Source organism: Opitutus terrae PB90-1 (genome assembly GCF_000019965.1).
Lineage (GTDB): Bacteria > Verrucomicrobiota > Verrucomicrobiia > Opitutales > Opitutaceae > Opitutus > Opitutus terrae.
On the sequence record NC_010571.1, the window covers coordinates 669,317 to 686,603 of the forward strand.

The 17,287-nt window shown below is 66.4% G+C and carries 15 protein-coding genes; 13 read left to right on the forward strand and 2 right to left on the reverse strand.

Annotated elements, in window-relative coordinates; genetic code table 11:
* Positions 1-38 precede the first annotated feature (38 nt).
* From OTER_RS02775 to OTER_RS23550, 3 genes are all read left to right on the forward strand, one after another.
* Entirely contained in the window at positions 39-1,433 is a 1,395-nt protein-coding gene (locus OTER_RS02775) for an MBL fold metallo-hydrolase RNA specificity domain-containing protein (protein WP_012373382.1), read from the forward strand.
* A gap of 258 nt (positions 1,434-1,691) precedes the next feature.
* Positions 1,692-2,039 carry a hypothetical protein gene (locus OTER_RS02780; protein WP_012373383.1) on the forward strand — a complete coding sequence of 116 codons (348 nt, stop codon included), beginning with the start codon at positions 1,692-1,694 and terminating at the stop codon, positions 2,037-2,039.
* Between the two features lie 104 nt (positions 2,040-2,143).
* Positions 2,144-5,467, forward strand: coding sequence for an immunoglobulin domain-containing protein (locus tag OTER_RS23550; protein ID WP_158305343.1), 3,324 nt, complete (start codon positions 2,144-2,146; stop codon positions 5,465-5,467).
* Here OTER_RS23550 and OTER_RS02790 read toward each other — a convergent pair.
* Positions 5,461-6,993: a phospholipase D-like domain-containing protein gene (locus OTER_RS02790; RefSeq protein WP_202796016.1), complete on the reverse strand. Its 1,533-nt coding sequence runs from the start codon at positions 6,991-6,993 to the stop codon at positions 5,461-5,463. The genes OTER_RS23550 and OTER_RS02790 overlap by 7 nt on opposite strands.
* Positions 6,994-7,381: 388 nt before the next feature.
* Between OTER_RS02790 and OTER_RS02800 the strand changes: the two genes are divergently transcribed.
* The 5 genes from OTER_RS02800 (at position 7,382) to OTER_RS02820 (ending at position 11,808) form a co-directional block, all read left to right on the forward strand.
* A complete protein-coding gene (locus tag OTER_RS02800) occupies positions 7,382-8,359 on the forward strand; it encodes a metalloprotease (protein ID WP_044891514.1) in 978 nt (325 codons plus the stop codon).
* 267 nt (positions 8,360-8,626) lie between these two features.
* Positions 8,627-9,232, forward strand: a complete 606-nt coding sequence (locus OTER_RS02805) for a hypothetical protein (protein ID WP_012373387.1) — start codon at positions 8,627-8,629, stop codon at positions 9,230-9,232.
* Between the two features lie 415 nt (positions 9,233-9,647).
* Positions 9,648-10,451 carry an MBL fold metallo-hydrolase gene (locus OTER_RS02810; protein ID WP_012373388.1) on the forward strand — a complete coding sequence of 268 codons (804 nt, stop codon included), beginning with the start codon at positions 9,648-9,650 and terminating at the stop codon, positions 10,449-10,451.
* A gap of 136 nt (positions 10,452-10,587) precedes the next feature.
* Positions 10,588-10,818 (forward strand): hypothetical protein, encoded by a 231-nt coding sequence (locus OTER_RS02815; RefSeq protein ID WP_012373389.1) that lies wholly within the window; start codon positions 10,588-10,590, stop codon positions 10,816-10,818.
* Between the two features lie 96 nt (positions 10,819-10,914).
* On the forward strand, positions 10,915-11,808 hold the full coding sequence (locus OTER_RS02820; protein WP_012373390.1) for a TolB family protein: 894 nt from the start codon (positions 10,915-10,917) through the stop codon (positions 11,806-11,808).
* Position 11,809: 1 nt separating this feature from the next.
* On the opposite strand, the gene OTER_RS02825 is transcribed toward OTER_RS02820, so the two are convergent.
* Complete coding sequence (locus tag OTER_RS02825; RefSeq protein ID WP_012373391.1) at positions 11,810-12,622, reverse strand: class I SAM-dependent DNA methyltransferase; 813 nt, start codon at positions 12,620-12,622, stop codon at positions 11,810-11,812.
* A 198-nt stretch (positions 12,623-12,820) separates the two neighbouring features.
* Here OTER_RS02825 and OTER_RS26075 point away from each other — a divergent pair, with 198 nt between their 5' ends.
* The 5 genes from OTER_RS26075 (at position 12,821) to OTER_RS02850 (ending at position 16,963) form a co-directional block, all read left to right on the forward strand.
* Positions 12,821-13,438 carry a histidine phosphatase family protein gene (locus OTER_RS26075; protein ID WP_012373392.1) on the forward strand — a complete coding sequence of 206 codons (618 nt, stop codon included), beginning with the start codon at positions 12,821-12,823 and terminating at the stop codon, positions 13,436-13,438.
* Between the two features lie 145 nt (positions 13,439-13,583).
* Positions 13,584-14,159, forward strand: a complete 576-nt coding sequence (locus tag OTER_RS02835; protein WP_012373393.1) for a hypothetical protein — start codon at positions 13,584-13,586, stop codon at positions 14,157-14,159.
* Between the two features lie 250 nt (positions 14,160-14,409).
* The gene (locus OTER_RS02840) at positions 14,410-14,844 is read left to right on the forward strand and encodes a hypothetical protein (protein WP_012373394.1); all 435 of its coding nucleotides are present in this window, start codon (positions 14,410-14,412) and stop codon (positions 14,842-14,844) included.
* Between the two features lie 57 nt (positions 14,845-14,901).
* The gene (locus OTER_RS02845; RefSeq protein WP_012373395.1) at positions 14,902-15,696 is read left to right on the forward strand and encodes a hypothetical protein; all 795 of its coding nucleotides are present in this window, start codon (positions 14,902-14,904) and stop codon (positions 15,694-15,696) included.
* Between the two features lie 76 nt (positions 15,697-15,772).
* A complete protein-coding gene (locus OTER_RS02850; protein WP_012373396.1) occupies positions 15,773-16,963 on the forward strand; it encodes a Kelch repeat-containing protein in 1,191 nt (396 codons plus the stop codon).
* Positions 16,964-17,287 lie beyond the last annotated feature (324 nt).

The window sequence follows — 17,287 nt, forward strand, 5'->3', positions numbered from 1 at the left end:
CTCTGGACTCTAGCCTCTGAGCTCTAGACGCTTCCGCCATGCGCATCACTCTCCTGGGTGCCGCCGGCGGCGAAGTCACCGGCTCCTCCTACCTCGTCGAAACCTCCCGCGCGAAAATTCTCGTCGATTGCGGGCTGTTCCAAGGAGGCCCGCAGGCTGATGCGCTGAACCGCGCCGCGATGCCCGACGCTTGTCGCGCACTCGATGCCGTGGTGCTGACGCACGCCCACCTCGATCACACCGGCCGGCTCCCGCTGCTCACGCGCGCCGGTTTCGCGGGCCCGGTGTTCGCGACCCCCGCTACCGTGGACATGACCGGCCTCATCCTGCGCGACGCCGCGAAGATCCAAGCGCAGGACGCCGAGCGCCACAACCGGAGGCGTGAACGTGCCGGCGAGCCGCCGTTCGTGCCGCTCTATTCTGTCGCGGATGCTGAACAGATCATCAGTCAGCTCCGCGCCGCTCCCTATCGCGAGCCGGTGAGCGTCGCACCCGGCATTCAGGTTCGCTTCGTCGAAGCCGGGCACATGCTGGGTTCGGCAAGTCTGCAACTGCTGGTCGACGACGGCGGGCAGCGGCGCACCGTGGTGTTCTCTGGCGACCTCGGCCCGAAGAGCGCGCCGATCCTTCGTGAGTTCGAACCCTTCACGCAGGCGGACCTCGTCTTCTGCGAGTCGACCTACGGTGATCACGATCACCAGCAGTTCGCCCAAACCGTCACGGAGTTCATCGCGATTCTTCGGGATGCGATCGCCGGCGGCGGCAAGGTGCTCGTGCCAACCTTCGCGGTCGGCCGGGCGCAACTGCTCACCGCGCTGCTCGCGTGGGCGTTTCGGCACAAGGAACTGAAGCCGTTTCCCGCGTTTCTCGACAGCCCGATGGCGATCGAGGCGTCACGCATCTACGACAAGCACGGCGAGCTGTTCGACGACGAGATGGTCGCGTTCCTGCGCGAACGGCCGATCCGTCACGATCTGAGCACGCTGCGGATGACCGCGACCGCCGACGAATCGCGCGCGATCAACGCCGTGCCCGGCCCGTGCCTCATCATGGCCGGAGCCGGCATGTGCACCGCTGGACGGATTCTGCATCACCTCCGGCACAACCTGTGGAGCCCGCAGGCACACGTCATCATCGTCGGCTATCAGGGCCGCGGCACGCTCGGCCGGCAACTCGTCGACGGCGCGACGCGCGTCTCGATTTTCGGCGAACCGATCGTCGTCCGCGCGAAGATCCACACGCTCGGGGGATTCAGCGCGCATGCCGGACAAACGGATCTGCTCGCCTGGATGTCCGCGCTCGCGCCCGTGAAGCCTCGCGTGGTCCTGACGCACGGTGAAGATCAGCCGCGCACGACGCTCGCCGCTCTGATCAAGGAGCGCTTCGGACTCGTGCCGCATCTCCCCGCCATCGGCGAAATCATCGAGCTGTAGACCGAATTCTACAGGAGGTCGCGGAGGAGGCAGAGCGAAGGGACGGTTTCATCCTTCGGAGTTCGCCTGCGTGGGAGCGCGGCCGTCTCGGCCGCTTCCGGTCGACGTTCATTGTCCGCCGTGCGTCGCGCCGAGACTTATCGGACACATCACCACAGGTGTTTCCGGCCGTTCAGCCAAATATCTGCTTTAGCGGTCGACCGTTTTCGGTTTGCCTCGGCTCCACCCCCGGCGAGCCCCCTTCAACCCGTAGGGCCGATGTCCTCCGATCCCGTCCCGTCCGTTCCTTCCTCCTTCAATCCGCCGGCCGCCCCGCGCATCAAGCGCCGGCTCAAGCGCGTCGATCCGCTTTCCGCCGGAACCACCCTCGCGCTCCTCTACGGCACGATCAGCCTGATCGTGGCGCCGCTGCTATTTATCATGACGAGTGCCGCGGCGCATTCATCCGGTGCCCACGTGGGGGGCGGCTTGGCGATCGGCGCCTGGTTCGCGGTCGCGATTCCCTTCCTCTACGGACTGATCGGTTTTCTCACCGGGGCCGTCGGCGCCGCGCTCTACAACTTTCTAACCCGCTGGACCGGCGGGATCGAAATCGAACTCGAATAGCCCCGTCCCTGTTCGGACGAACACCTCTGTGCACGATGCTTCCGCCGTATCCGATCCCGCGGCGCGACCACCTCTGTGCCGGTAAACAGCACCTCCTCACGACCATGCGCCTCTGGATTCCCCTAGCCTTCTGTTCCGCGCTGCTCTGCCTCGCCATGCATGCGCAGAGTTACACGTTCACAACCCTTGCCGGAGAATGGAACAAGGGAAGCCGTGATGGGGCGGCGGCGGTGGCGAGGTTCAACGGAGCCAACGGAGTGGCGATCGCCCCCAACGGCCTTGTCTACGTAGCGGATCTCGCCAACTCGACCATCCGTGCGATCACTCCCGCAGGGGTGGTCACGACGCTCGCCGGCGTGGCGAATGTGCATGGCTGCATCGACGGAGTTGGCAGCAACGCATTGTTTCACAATCCGAGCGCTCTCGTCGTCGGGCCGAGTGGTGACCTCTACGTTGCCGACAGCAACGGCCATGCGATCAGAAAGGTGACTCCGGCCGGGGTCGTCACCACGCTCGCCGGAGGCCCGCTCCGCTATGGGTACATGGATGGGCCCGGCACCGAGGCGCAGTTCTCCTACCCCCGCGGCATCGCCGTGAATGCCACGGGCGTTATCTTTGTCTCGGACCGCTCAGCGCACACCATCAGGCGAGTGGACCAACTCGGAAACGTGTCGACCTGGGCGGGCCACGGCGGCAGCGCGGGCAGCGCCGATGGTCCCGGGGATCAGGCGCGGTTCAGGGATCCCGAGGGACTGGCGATCGATGCTGCGGGCAATGTCTACGTGGCCGACATCAACAACCACACGATCCGAAAGATCAATCCGGCCGGTGAAGTCACTACCCTGGCAGGCGCGGCAGGAGAAAGCGGCTTCGCCGATGGCCCGGCAGCAAATGCGCGCTTCTTCTGCCCCACCTCCCTCGCTATCGACCCGGCGGGTGCCATCTGGGTGAACGATGCCATCAACCGGGCGATCCGGAAGATCAGCCCGGAGGGAACGGTGACGACCGTCGCCGACACCGCAGGCGAGGGCATCACGATCGATCCGAACGGAGTTCTCTACATCGCGGCGGATGATCGCATCAAACGGCTGGAGTCGGGCTCCGTCCTGTCCGTCGTCGCCGGGCCGACCGACTCGTACACCAGCAGAAACGGCGTTGGCGCCAACGCGCGTTTTGTGCAACCGATCGGATCCGCGCTCGCCGTTGACGGAAATCTGTATGTGACGGACTCCGGCGGATACGCAATCCGCCGGGTCACGCGCTCGGGCGAGGTTTCGACCCTTGCCGGGTTGCTGGGTTACCCCGGATTCCGCGACGGATCGGGCTACGCAGCACAGTTTCGGGATCTACGAGGGATCACGCCGGACAAGGAGGGCAACTTGCTGGTGGGCGACGGTCGCACGATCCGAAAGGTCACCCTGGCCGGCGCAGTCACGACCATCGCGGGCGCGGACGGCGAGGACGGCGACACGGACGGCCCCGCTGCATCAGCCCGGTTTCGCGCCGTGGATGGTCTCGCGGTCGACAGTTCGGGCAACATCTTCGTCGTCGACAGGGGTGCGAGCACCATCCGCAAGATATCCCAAGGTATCGTGACGACGTTTGCCGGGATGCCGGGCGAAACCGGCCAAGATGACGGCGCCGGGGCCGCCGCGCGATTTCGCGACCCGATGGGGATCGTGATCGATGGGGCGGACAACCTGTATGTCGCGGACACGAATAATTGGAAAATCCGGAAAGTCACTCCCGCCGGAGTGGTCACGACCTTCGCGGGCCATACGTCGACCCAGGGCGCCAACGACGGGCCGATAGGCATTGCGTCCTTCTTCAATCCCTACGGTTTGGCTATCGGCCCCAACGGCGCGCTGTACGTCGTCGACCTCGCCGGCGATACGCTTCGCATGATCTCACCCGACGGCTTCGTCACCACCCTTGGAGGATCCTCAGCACACCGCGGCGAGACTGCGGACGGGATCGGCACCGCCGCACGCTTCTACGGGCCCATGGGAGTGTCGGTGGACCGCTTCGGCATCATCCACATCATCGAGTACTACACCAACCTAGTCCGACGCGGCGTCCCCACCGGCGCGCGTACCGCGGTGATCTCCAGCAATCCCGCGGAACAGCGCGTCGTGGAGGGAACTGCAGCTTCGTTTTCGGTGGCAGCGAGCGGGCTGCCAGCACCCCAGTTCCGCTGGGAACGAAAGCGAATCGGCGACACCACGTTCCTCCCGCTCGCCGAGGGTGGTGCTTACGCCGGAGTGGAGACCAGCACGCTGAAGGTGTCCTCCCCGACTTTGATCATGAACGGGGAGCTATACCGATGCGTCGTCGACAATGGCATTGGCGCCGCCGTTGCCTCCACAAACGTGAGTCTGTTCGTAATCGATCTGCCCGATATCACCACTCAGCCAACTAGCGCGACAGTACGGCTCGGAGCGACGGTGCAGATGACGGTGTCCGCCACCTGCAGCAAGGCCATGAGCTACGAATGGTACCGGAACGGTGAAATCCTCTCCGGCGCGACATCGCGGACTCTGACGATCCCGGACGCTGCTGCCTCCGAGGCCGGTCAGTACCACGTCCGGATTACCACACCGGATATCGCGGTCGACAGCCAGTCCGCAGTCATCGCGGTGGAGGGCACCACCCCTGTCGCGGGCAACGGCCGGCTGGTTGGGCCGGACATCGTTCATGCCAACGGCCACATCTACGACCAGGTGTTGCTCGAGGGCAAAGCGGTCGTCGTCACCGCCGATCAGCAGCAGATGACACGCACGTCGTTCCTCGACTTGGATGGAGACATCGTGCAGGTCGAGTTCAGCGGGTCCGGCTCACTGGCGGTGGTGCTGATGGACAACTCCGGGCCCGCGCAGCCCGAGAAATACAACCAGAATGTGAGCTACGCGAAAGGACACGCGGGCATCGTGATCACGGGTGCCGACGAATCCACGAACGTCTCGGTCTTCAGCGTGGGCTCGATCACCGCAATCGATCAGGGCCTCTTCCGCGCCGGCGTCGAGTACGACGGCCTGGCTGACATCGGATTCATTCTGATTTCTAGCCGGAACGGCCGGTTTGGCGGAATCCGCACTGGGAATGCGGTCTATTTCGGATCGGATGGTCTGACCGGTATCTATGCGCCCGGCGTGCAAATCGTCGGACCGGTGGTCGTTGGGGACATCCTCGCGTTCGATAACGCATCTCCAACGATGATCTTCGGAGACGCGAACGACGTTCGGATCGCAGGTGGCGGAATGGATCAGCCGAATGGACAACCGGTTCGCGTGAGCGGGATCAGCCAGATCCGGTTTGTGGACGGCATGAACTCGCACGCCCGTCCGCTGCCGGCACAGCTTACCACCGCGCGATTCGAGCAGGACGGACAAGATGTGACCGACGCCATCCTTGTGGGACCCACTCACTGAGATGTCGTGCGTGAGTCCGACGGCGGACTGCTCGAGCGCGGCCGGCGCAGACGCCAGCCGCGATAGAGCAGCGTGAGCGCGATCCATAGCAGAAGGGCTCCCGCCGGATACGCGAGCACCCGCGGAAACACGACGAACAGCACGGCCAACCCGAGCAGCACCGCGCCCGTCCCCAACAGCGTCCGCCGCTCCACCGGCTCGATCACGCGCCGATCCATCAACGCGGCACCCAGCACGTTGCCGATCCGCGCCGCGCTCGCGGCGGCCCGCCCGCTGCCGTGACGGTGATCGCGCGCGTGCCGCTTCGTCCCCGCGGCGTTGGCGCGAATCCGGCGCCGCGCCTCCAGCACGATCTCCGTCGCGTTCGCCAGGTCCTGTTCGAACATCTGTTCCATTTGATGCGCGAAGCCTTCGTCCTCGACGACCGCGTCCAATTCGCAGTTCCCCATCCAGCTCGCCAGATTGAGATTGGTGGAGCCGACGCGCGACCAGCGGCGGTCGATCACGGCGGTCTTCGCGTGCAGCACCGAGCCGTTCCACTCGAAAATCCGCACGCCCGCCTCGAGCAGCGGCCGATAACCGATGCGTGACACCACTTTCAACAGCGGCACGTCGCTCGCCCGCGTGAACAGCATCCGCACGTCGACCCCGTCGCGCGCCGACGTGATCAATGCCTGCACATACGTCGGCGCGCCGAGATAATAGGCATCCGTGAGCCACACCCGTTGCCGCGCAAAGGCGACGACCAGCTGGTCCAGCCGATACGTGCCCGAGGTCGCGGGCTCGCTGGCGACAATCCGCATCGCCACGTCGCCCACCGGCGCAATCGCCGCGGTGGAACCCGCCGTTCCCGGCCGGTTGTTCTCATCCGCGGTGCGTCCGTTCGCCGCGGGCAGCGGCGCGCCGAGCATCGCCCACACCCGCCCGAACGCTCGCTCGAGCTCCGTCACGGCCGGCCCGCGAATCTCCACGCCGGTGTCGCGCCACGGCTCGAGATCCTTCAGCGGATCACCGAGCCACAGGTCGGCGACGCACAAGCCGGATACGAAACCCACCTCGCCGTCCACCGTCAGCAGCTTCCGGTGATCCCGCGAGACCCAGCCGAGCGGTGATTCGAGCCGCGGCGGGTTGTAGCAACGCACCTCAACCCCGCCCGCCGCGAGCCGTGCTCGAAAAGCGCGGGACGATTTTCCGAACGCGCCAAGCCAGTCATAGATCAACCGCACGCTCACCCCCGCGGTCGCCCGCTCGATCAACGCCTCGGCGAATGTGTTGCCCGTCCGATCGTCGGCGATGATGTAGTTTTCGAAATGCACCCGCCGGCGCGCGCTGCGAATCGCCTCCAGCCACGCCGGATAATTCTCGCGCGCATCACGCAGCAGCCGGATCGCGTTGCCCGTGATCAGTGGCGCGCCGGCGCTCCGTGAGAACGCGTGGTCCGCCATGTCGCGCACGTCCTCCAGCGTCGCCCACGTCGACGATCGTGAGCCGGCCGGGGTGGGTCTGACAGAATCAAGGGTGCTCACGCGCGGAAACATAGCTGACGCCCGCGAAAGGTGAAGCCCGTTGCCCCGAATGCGCCTCCGCGCAGTGCAAATCAGCTTTTGGCACGTTGGCACGGACGTCTCGCCCGTGGGTTTGTTGAAACGTAAAACGCACTCACTTCCTCGTAGCCGCACGACTTCGCCGTGGGGACCGCGTCGCACCCGCCGACGCGCGGGCTACGCAAAACCGCGCAACGCGGTTACGACTCCGACCAGCGCCTTGAGGGCAATGCGTTCCACCTCCTCCGCGATGCACCCTGCCGCGAGCGGAACCGCCACGCCACCCACGCCTCCAGTTTTGTCGGGGATCCCGCGGCGGCCGCCCTTCCGCATCGACGCCTGCTGTCGGGCTCTGGCAGTCTGCCGCCGCATGTCCGAGTCCCAGCCCGCCGCCGACAATCACCTCGATTCCTCGCCCACACCAACGCCCGTCGACGCCGACGAGTTCCTGCTCGCGCAGGTTCGGGCCCGGGGCGAGGCAACGCCGGCCAGCGGCATTTCGTCGCAGCTGCTCCTGATCACCGCCGTGCTGTTCATCGCGATCGGCGGACTCAACTGGGGCTGGCGCACGGTCATCTTCCTCGCCGTCGCGATTGCGATTCACGAACTGGGCCACGTGCTCGCGATGCGCGTGTTCGGCTACAAGAACGTCCGGATGCTCTTCCTCCCGTTCTTCGGCGGCCTCGCCACGGGCCAGCCGCGCGAACTCGACGCCACGAAGAACGCGCTCGTCTCGCTCGCCGGTCCGCTCGTCGGCATCGCCAGCGCGGTGCTTGCGGGGGTGCTTGCGCTGGTCACCGGCGCACCGCCGTGGCTGGTGGAGTTTGCCTGGGCCTCGCTTTTCCTCAACGCGTTCAACCTCCTGCCGCTCGTGCCGCTCGACGGGGGCCAGTTTGCCAACGACACGCTGTTCTCCCGGTTTCCCGTTTTGGAATTGCTGTTCCGCCTTCTCGCCGTTGCCGGACTCGGCTGGCTGGCCTGGCGGGCGCAAAGCTGGGTCCTCGGCGTGGTCGCCGGGTTCATGCTGCTTGGCACACCGCAGGCGTTTCGCCGCGCCCGCATCATTCGCGAGGCGCGCCGTGATCCGGACTGGCAGACGCGACCGCTCGACCGCGACGCCGTGGTCGCACTGCGCGGGTTGGTGAACCAGATCTACGCCGGCGTCTCGGAAAAAACTCCGGGCCGGCTACCGGAACTGGCTCACGGCGTCTGGCTCGAGATCCGCAAGCGCTTCCCCGGCCCCGGCGGCACCACAGCGCTGCTCGCCGGCTACCTCGTGCTCTGCGCGATCGTGATTCCGGTGATCGCCGTGTTGCTCGCCCGGCTGCTGCCGCATCCGGCGCTCTAGCGGCGCTCCGAAATCCCCGCGCGTTCGATCGATTCACACCGTAGGGCCGGCGCTAGCCGCCGGCCGGATGCTTGCTTGCGGCTGCGTTCTGAGGCGCGGCTGCCGGCGAGCGGCAGCCCTACACATGAAATCTGCCGCTTCCACGCACCATCAGGACGTAACACCGACCGAATCGCCTCGAAAACGCGAATCCTCCACTCGACTGTTGGCGAATACCGCGCTTGGCAAAGGGTGGACGTGGCCGCCGCGCGTTTCCATCCTGTGCCCATGCAATTTCCCGCCCGCCTACGGCCCTGGCTGGTGCCGCTCCTCCTCTCCTTCGGTGTCACGTTCGTCGATCTCGTCGCGGCCGCGCCGAACTCCGCCGCGCCCACGTGCACGTTCGACGGCGTGGAATATCAGCACCGTTGGAGCCGGCAGGGACAGCATGAATTCACGCCTGCCGGCCAGCCGGATCTCGTCCATTGGGACGACCTGATCACGATCAACGTCCATGCGCAGGTCCGCGACGAGGAGGCGCTCGCCCAACTCGCGAACGCCGTGCTCGGCAACTACAAGGCCGCTCGCGCGACGGTGGTTCGCGCGTTCTCCACGCCGCGCACGCCCGACAAACCGGCCGAGCACCTCGCGGTGGTCGTGTTCCCGCAGCTCACGAAAACCGAATTCGTCGTCGCACACGTGAAGCTCGTCGGCGGCGTCGGTTGTGTGCTGGTCTACTCGCACCGCGAGTACGGCGACGACAGTGGTGAGCGTGTGCGCGACTGGCTCGAGGCGAACGGTGCGACGCTCGAGAAGAAATGGCTGGCGTGGTCGGGCTATCCGTCACCGGTTGCGCTCGCCGCGCTGCCCGACACTCCGCCCGAGTCGCGCTAGCCCGGAAATTTCACGAACGAGAGTAGTCATGTGCTCGAAATTTTCGTCCGCCTGCGACGGAGCGACCTTGTCGCGGTTAGCCCCGACAAAGTCGGCCCGCAGGGCGGATATTTCACGAATCTCGTGAAATATCCGGGTTAGTCGCCGGTCCGGGTCTGCCTCGCTCGGCTTCGGACAACGCACCCGATTCCGGCCGTGGCACGGGCATCCTGCCCGTGTAATGGGTCAACCTCTCTCACGATCACGGCGCGTTTGTCGTTGGCGTTGGCGAAGGCGGCAAACGGCTTCCACGGGCGGGACGCCCGTGCCACTTCTGCAAATCCGCGAGGGCCGCTGTGCCGGTCGCGCCGACACGCAATGCTCGCGGTGCGCCCGCGTTCGCAGTAGCGTGCGGTTCCACTGCGAGGATTTTCCCATGCGTGCATTTCTGCTGTTGGCCTGCCTGCTGAGCCTCGAGCTCGCCGCAGCGCCGGATAAGCTCGTCGGGGCGGCTGCGGCCGCGCCGGCTGTAGTCGTCCTGCACGACATCACCGGCCCGATGAAAACCAACGCCTACCTGCTCTACGATCGCGCGACGAGAGACGCTGCGCTCATCGACGTCGGCGGTCCGATCGACGCGCTGCTCGCGGTGATCGAGCAGCGCGGCTTGCAGGTCCGATATTTGCTCACTACTCACGCGCACGTGGATCATGTGCAGGGGTTGCCTGCGGTGCGCGCCCGCTTCCCCCGCGCACAGTGGTGCGTGTCGCGTCTCGAATTCGAGGCCACCGCATTCTACGCGCAATGGGAACAGGTGATGGCGCCCGAAGAAGCCGCCCGCATCAAGGCGGGCATGGCTGCGGATGCGGCGCTGGCCGAGACGATGTCGTTCGATTTCGCACGACTCGGCCAACCGGACGTCTTCGTCGAAGACGGGCAGACCTTCCCGCTTGGCGGGCTCACGCTGCGGGTGATCGCCAGCCCGGGGCACTCCGGTGGCAGCGTCTGTTACTCCACCGCGGGCATCCTGTTTTCGGGCGACGTGCTGTTCCACCGACGGATCGGTCGCTGGGACCTGCCCAAGGCCGGCGGACGCGCCGTATTGGAAACATCGGTGCGCCGACTCTACCAGCAGTTGCCGGACGAAACCATCGTCCATCCAGGACACGGACCATCGACCGAAATCGGAATCGAGAAAACGCAAAACCAGCAGGTGAAGCTCGCGCGGGCGAAAACCTGAGCGCGCACGGCTTCTCGCCGTGCGGCGGTTTTCACCACTCGGTGATTTCACGGCCGGACTGTGCCGGTCCTGTGTTGCTGGTTTTGCTGCGGCTGTGCTGCCTGTGGACGGCGCGGTTGCAGTATAGACTGCAGCCATGGACTCCACCGAACCGGCTGACCTTTCCCCGTTGTCATTTGGCGCCGGTCTGGCGCTTGGACTCATGTTGATCCTCGGCCTGCCGCGCGCCGCCGCTCCCGACCAGATCAGCGGCCGGCGCGAGTCCGTTTTCGAGCTGCGGACGCCCGATGGTCGGGATCAGCATCTTGTGCTCGAAGGAAATGCCCGGCACGAGGCGACCGATCCGATGGCGACCGCGCCTCGTTAGCAAGACGCCACCAGGTGCTCTGATCGAGCTGGCGCACGACGGTCGCAGTCCGGCGGCGGGAACTTTTCAGCAAGGCGGTTTACGGATGGCTGGCGCATGAAAACCCCACTCGCGGGCTTGGTTCTGCTTTCGCTCGCCCTCCCTCTGGCTACGGCCGACACACCGCGGATCGTTCCGTGGAAACCCCACAACATCTCCAGCCCGCAGTTCGAATCGCACGCCGCGTTCGATCCGGTAACGGGCGACCTCTACTTCGTCCGCAGCTCGCCGCAGTTCCGCGGTTGGCGAATTCTAGTGAGTCGTCCCACGACCCAAGGTTGGTCCGAGCCGGAAGCGCCGTCGTTCGCCGGCGATGGCGTGGAGGCCGACCCTTTCTTCACCGCCGACGGGCGCACGCTCTACTTCATCTCCAATCGCTCAACCGACGGCGTGCACCGGAAGGATCTCGATCTCTGGCGGGTCGACCGCAACGCCGACGGCACCTGGCAGCAACCGACACGACTGCCCGAGCCGCTCAACTCGACCAGCACCGAATGGTTTCCGCGACCGGCGCCCGACGGCTGGTTCTACTTCGGGTCGAATCGGCCTGGCGGATTCGGTGGCAATGACATCTGGCGCGGCCACCCGCAGCCAGACGGCCACTGGGTCGTGGAAAACCTCGGCGCCGCGATCAACTCCGCCGCGGACGAATTCGAGCCGTTGCCGTCGCCCGACGGCTCGCGACTCATCATCATGGCCGCGGACGGCCTTTATCAATCGCGACGCGACGCGCGCGGCTGGAGGCCGAAGGAGAAACTCGGCGATGGGGCGAATGCCGACGGCATGGAGGTCGGCGCCGTGTTTTCGCCAAGCGGCCGGTCGTTGCTCTTCTCCCGCGACACCGGCGCGGCCGACTCGGGTGAGTTTTTTGTCCTGCACGAAAGTGACGGCGAATCATGGCCGCCGTCCGGGCGAATCTCCGATTCGGCGAAACGCGCCGCCCAGCGATGAGTCAATCCGTCGGCGCCACGCCGACGAACGATGTGTAGCCGCGATCGTTTTCGCGATAGGGCACCTCACGCACCAAGAATCCAGCTTCGCGCAAAACCTCCTGCCAGATCGCTCGTGAGAACAATCCCAGCACATGCCGATCCTGCTCGACGCGCAGCCGACCGCCTTCGCGGATCAGGAAGAGCATCATCGTCTCGAACGTGTCGTCGTTCGGGTCCGGGTCGTATTGGTTCTCCACGATCGTCACCTCGGCTGGGTGTTCGCCCGCCGTCTCGACGACTGGCCACACGGTCGTGGCGTTCTGTTCGAACGTTTCTTTCAACGCATCCGCGGTAAAGATCACCGCTCCGCCCGGCCGCAGGTGTTTCCGCGCATTGCGGAACACCGCCAGCAGATCCTCCCGCGACACGAGGTAGCCGATCCCGTCGTCAATGAACACCGCGTCGAACCGGCGCTCCAGCGCGACGGTGCGCATGTCGCCCTGGACAAACTCGCACCCCGGGTTCGTCGCTCGCGCGAGCGCTAGCATCTCCGCACTCAGGTCGACGCCCGTCACCGCGAAGCACTCCTTGAGATGCGACACGTTGGTGCCGCCGCCGCAGGCCAATACCAGCATCGACCCCCCGTGGCGAACGCCCGCGCTGGAGAGCAATTCCAGCACATGGTGGCAGTAAGTCCGGTAGTCGCCGTCGGGCCGGCTCCACCACGGCCAGATCCACGCCAGATCGCGATAGAGTCGCGGCAGATCGGCCCACGCGCCCGCCGGTGCTTGGTCCGTGCTCGCGGCGGCCACGGGTTGCTGCACGGCGTCCATGGCGGACCGTCTGTCATCTCGCGCTCGCCGTGGCAATCCTACGCCATGGCGTCGCACGCTTCGCGCCGGGTTTTCCGATTTCAGCTGAGCCTTCCAGGCTCACGCATTGCCAGCGGCGGCCGGACCCAACCAACGATTCGCACCGCGGGCCGATTTTCCCTCGATCCATCCCGCGCGAGCGCGTTACCATCCAAGGCTGTGACCACGACGCTGTATCTCGTGCGGCATGCGCAGAGCTTGCCCTTGATGCATCAGCCGGAACCGGATTGGGCGCTCTCGCCCGCCGGCGAAGCTCAGGCGACCGGACTGGTGCCAGCGCTCGCGCCGCTCGGAATCACGCGGATCTACACCAGCCCCTACCGCCGCTGTCGCGACACGCTCGTCCCGTTCGCAGATGCCTGCGGCCTCGAGATCGCCGTGCACGAAGGCCTGCGCGAACGTCGCATCGCCGGGCAGTGGGTGCCGGACTTTCGCGAGGTGTGGCGACGCTCGTGGGAGGATTTCTCGTTCGCGCTCGACGGCGGCGAGTGCTCGTGGACCTGCCGTGCGCGGATCGCCGCCGCGGTGGACGAACTCGTGCACCGTCATCCGGGCGAGACGCTGGCGCTCGGCTCGCATGGCAATGCCCTCGCGCTCTTCCTGCACTTCGTCGAGCCCGCGTTCGGCGTGCACGACGCGAGCGCCATTCGCACACCCGAGATCCTGAAAGTGACTCATTCGGATGGCCGCTATCACTGGCGCCGTGACTTCCATGCAGGCGCCGGCTTCGAGGTGCTCGCCACCGATTTCCGGCTCACGCCGGGCATCGTCGCGTAGCAGGTCACACCGGGCACCGGCTTGCCGGGAGCTCGCACCGAGACGGAAGCTGTTCGAAACAGCAAGTAACGGCCGGCCGTCGGCAACGTCTTCCCGCGGGTCTGTTGGTCCGGCCTGTTCCACCTCGCACCCTACCCTCCGCACCATGAAGACCGCTTGGCTCCTGCTCGTCTCCGCTGCGCTGATGTATGCTGGCTGCGCCGCACCGCGCGCCACTGTCCCGGTATCCGACCGCAACAGCTTTGTCGCGCGACTCCCCGCCGAAACCTACGTCGCATCGATCACGCCTTCGCCCGAAGGGCTCCGGTCACAGAAGGCTCTCGCGACGCTCGGCGCGGTCAAGCTTACGCCGTTGCCACCGGGCGCCACCCCCGCGAAGCCCACGCATTCCGTGCCCCCGCGGCTGCCGCTCACCTGGGAGGACGGCGAACCGCTCACCGGCACGGCCGATTTTCTGCTGCTGATCGGCGCGGATGGGCAGCTACAGGCGATCTATTGTTGCGATCAGACCAACCGTCTGGTCGCACAAGGCACGGCAGCCACCCTGCCGCAATGGACGTTCACTCCAGCCGAGGTCCAAGGCAGTCCGGTTCCGATGGTGCTCCACCTGCCGATCGTCATCGTGGTAGCCCCGCAAAGCCGGCATCCGCAGGTGCTCGATCACTACTCGCCGGCGCCCCAATTCGGACCAGTGGGCGGTCCCTTGCCTCACGGTATCTAGCGCCTTCCCCCGCTTGATCATGCGGCGACCCGGAGCCGCGACGGAAGGGCGGACGCTCGGCGCGCGGGCTCAGTCCACCCGTTCAGTGCTCGAGCCACTCCGCCGGCCGCAGCGCGGTGCCGCCCTTCCAATGGCGTCTGCTTCGGCGTGGGCCCGCGCAGTCCGCAGTTGCGATGGCCCGCAAACCGGATTCACTGCGGGTGTGACCGCACCGCCCGCGCCGCTGCGTGGACGTAACCCAAGGACGACGATGAACTCCCCTTTCATCATTCGACGCCTCCTCATCGCCAGCGTGCTCGGCAGCACCCCGATGCTTATCGCTCCGGCTCCCGCCGCGGAACCCTCCGTCGCGCCGCAGCCACGCGTCCGACTGGAGCGGGTCGCCAACCGACTGGTGCCCGACACCCCGGCGACAGCTCCTGCCACCCCGGACGCGAGCGCCCCGGCCGTGCTCATGAAGCGGATGGTGGTGCGCGACACGCCACTCGCGGCCGCGCCTCGGCCGATCACCGACGACGAACCGCTCAACTTTACCGTGCTCAAGGGCGGCCCCGCCTTCAAATCCCAGCTCGGCACCACGCTGATCGAATGGGGCCTCTGGCCGCTCGCGAACACGGACCCGGCCGCCGACTATCGCACCCCGCGGCCTCACATGGAGGTCCAGGTCGTCCGGATCAAATGGTAGACCGTTGGCCGACTGGCGAATTTGCGGGACTACGGACACGAGTGCGCGTTCCCTCCCATGATGAACTTCCGCGCCGTTGCCTTCGCCGCTCTCGCACTGCTCGCCGTCTCCCATTCCCATGCGCAGTCGCCGTCCACCGCGGCCCAGGCCGAGCGCGTCGGCGCATCGTTCGTCCTCGCGCTGGGGCGCGCCCCGACCGCCGCCGAACTGCAGTCGTGGACGCAGCGTAACGAATCGTCCGTTTCCGAGCTGCTCGCGCTTCATCGTCAGCAGCTGCAGAGCGATGACGGCGCCGCGCGGGCCGTTGCGCAGCGCGCAGCCGAGGACGCGTTCGGTCAAACCGCCACCGACACACCCGCCGCCGCGGCCCCGCTCTACGTCGAGCAACTCCAGCGCCACGTGCAGCGACTCGCGACAAACCCCGCGGACTATGCGCAGGTGATCCAACGCGCCTATCAACGCGCGTTGCGCCGCGATCCGTATGACGTCGAGCTCGGCTACTGGCGCGAGCGACCGGTGCTGTCCTATGCGCTGCTCGTTGGCTGCATCGAGAATTGGGGCTTGCGCAACGCGCCCGGCCTGATGGCCACCACCGGTGCGCCAACGATTTCGGTGAACAGCAATTTTCTCACTGCGGTCCGGCTATCGCCCGCGATCGCAACCGAAGCCCGGCTGGCGCTCGGCATGCTTCCTCCGGCCACCGGTGATCAACTGGCCGCACTCGCCGATCGGCTGGCCGCGACCGGCCGCACCCTGATCGCGCCCGGTGCCGGAGACGTCGTCAGCCTCGGCCACATCCACGCCGCCGTGTGCGGAGGTCCTGAGATCGTTCTCCCGGCGGACGCACGCTGACGCGCAAAAATTTTGCTCGGGCGTAACAGCCCATTCAGGTTGGCCGTCTCACTGCGCACCCCCAGCGGGTCACCCCATGAGATCGATCCTTCCCGTCTCGCTTGGCTTGCTCATGCTCGCGCCGTTTGCCGCGCGCGCGCTCACGACCGAGAAAAAACTAGCCTCCCCGGCGCTGCAGCTGCCTCAGCTGAGTGTTCCCGCGAACGTGCCGCTGCAGAAGGTGGCCGAACTCCGGATGCTGGAACCGCGGTTCGCACCGGCGGCCGTCGCTCACGGCAATTTCATCTATATCATCGGGGGCAGCGGCCGGAACGACGCGCCGCTCGCCTCCGTCGAGCGCTTCGACGTGCGCACGGGCCGGTCCGAGCCGTTCACAACGCTGCAGACGCCGCGGCTCTGGCATCAGGCCGTGCTCGTCGGCGATAAGATTTACGTGCTCGGCGGCGATTCGCTCAACGGCATATCTCCGAGTTGGCCCAGCCCATCACTTCACGGACCAGTATCGATCGACGCCGATACGGACGAGATCGGCGCCCGCTGGGCCGCACGTGAATGGGTCCAGTTCGGCCCCACCACACCCTACCGACCATTTCCCTCGTCGCCGTTGTTGTATGCCTCTGCGCCACAACCGGCCCGCCCAGGACGCAATCCGCTCTCCTCGGTGGAAATCATCGATCTCGCCACGGGCGCGACTGCGGCTGGACCAGCGTTGCCCAAGCCGCGTACGAATTTTGCCTGCGCCGCGGTGGGACGCCATATTTTCGTCATCGGCGGGCGCACATTGTCTGCCGCCGGCCCAATCGTGAGCAATCGCGTCTTCATTCTCGACACGGCGAGCGCCACATGGACTGAAGGCGCGCCCACGCCGCATGTCCGCTCCGATGCCGCGGCCGCCGTGGTCAGCGGCGGTTTCATCCTCGTCTCCGGTGGTTATCGGCGCCCCTTCGCTCTGGACGCGGTCGACGTGTTGAATCCGCGCACTGGCCACTGGACGGAGATCGCCCCGCTGACGCGCCCTACCAGCGCCCACTCGCTCGTATTCTTCGGTCACCAGCTCTTCCTGTTCGGCGATTATGACAATCCCGGCGAGCTGATCGCCTACGATCTGAACCGGAAAACCTCGGAGACCTTCACGCTGCAATATAAGGCCTCACGCCACACCGCCGCCGTCGTCGCGAACGACCAAATCTTCGTGATCGGCGGCCGCACCAACCGGTACCAACCCCCGACGGACCTGATCCAGGTCTTCGCGCCCGTACGCAGCTGAGCCCCGCGGCAGCGGTGCAATATTCCGCCGGTTTCGCGCCGGAGCAAACATCTCGCGTGGGCTCGCCGGAGTCTCGCCGGTCGCGCCCCGCTCTCTCCGGCCGAGGCCCGTCGTCTGTGACAAACCCGGGCTACGAGCGGTTCGAGGAGGTCTGCCGCCACCCCGTGCGACTGCTCTTTTGCTGAACGGTGCCGCGTGGCATTCTCATGTCATCGCGCAAGGCACGCCAGGCGCCCTGCGTGGCCCGCCATGGGCTCCCCCCCCGCTCGTCCGTCCATTCCCCCGCGCCACCGCCCCTCGGCCGCCGGAAATCTGTAGGACCTG

Coding starts and splice junctions, on each gene's coding strand:
- OTER_RS23550 (WP_158305343.1), top strand. CDS start 2,144: ATGCGCCTCTGGATTCCCCTAGCCTTCTGTTCCGCGCTGCTCTGCCTC.
- OTER_RS02835 (WP_012373393.1), top strand. CDS start 13,584: ATGAAGACCGCTTGGCTCCTGCTCGTCTCCGCTGCGCTGATGTATGCT.
- OTER_RS02815 (WP_012373389.1), top strand. CDS start 10,588: ATGGACTCCACCGAACCGGCTGACCTTTCCCCGTTGTCATTTGGCGCC.
- OTER_RS02810 (WP_012373388.1), top strand. CDS start 9,648: ATGCGTGCATTTCTGCTGTTGGCCTGCCTGCTGAGCCTCGAGCTCGCC.
- OTER_RS02780 (WP_012373383.1), top strand. CDS start 1,692: ATGTCCTCCGATCCCGTCCCGTCCGTTCCTTCCTCCTTCAATCCGCCG.
- OTER_RS02805 (WP_012373387.1), top strand. CDS start 8,627: ATGCAATTTCCCGCCCGCCTACGGCCCTGGCTGGTGCCGCTCCTCCTC.
- OTER_RS02825 (WP_012373391.1), bottom strand. CDS start 12,622: ATGGACGCCGTGCAGCAACCCGTGGCCGCCGCGAGCACGGACCAAGCA.
- OTER_RS02820 (WP_012373390.1), top strand. CDS start 10,915: ATGAAAACCCCACTCGCGGGCTTGGTTCTGCTTTCGCTCGCCCTCCCT.
- OTER_RS02840 (WP_012373394.1), top strand. CDS start 14,410: ATGAACTCCCCTTTCATCATTCGACGCCTCCTCATCGCCAGCGTGCTC.
- OTER_RS02775 (WP_012373382.1), top strand. CDS start 39: ATGCGCATCACTCTCCTGGGTGCCGCCGGCGGCGAAGTCACCGGCTCC.
- OTER_RS02850 (WP_012373396.1), top strand. CDS start 15,773: ATGAGATCGATCCTTCCCGTCTCGCTTGGCTTGCTCATGCTCGCGCCG.
- OTER_RS02845 (WP_012373395.1), top strand. CDS start 14,902: ATGATGAACTTCCGCGCCGTTGCCTTCGCCGCTCTCGCACTGCTCGCC.
- OTER_RS02800 (WP_044891514.1), top strand. CDS start 7,382: ATGTCCGAGTCCCAGCCCGCCGCCGACAATCACCTCGATTCCTCGCCC.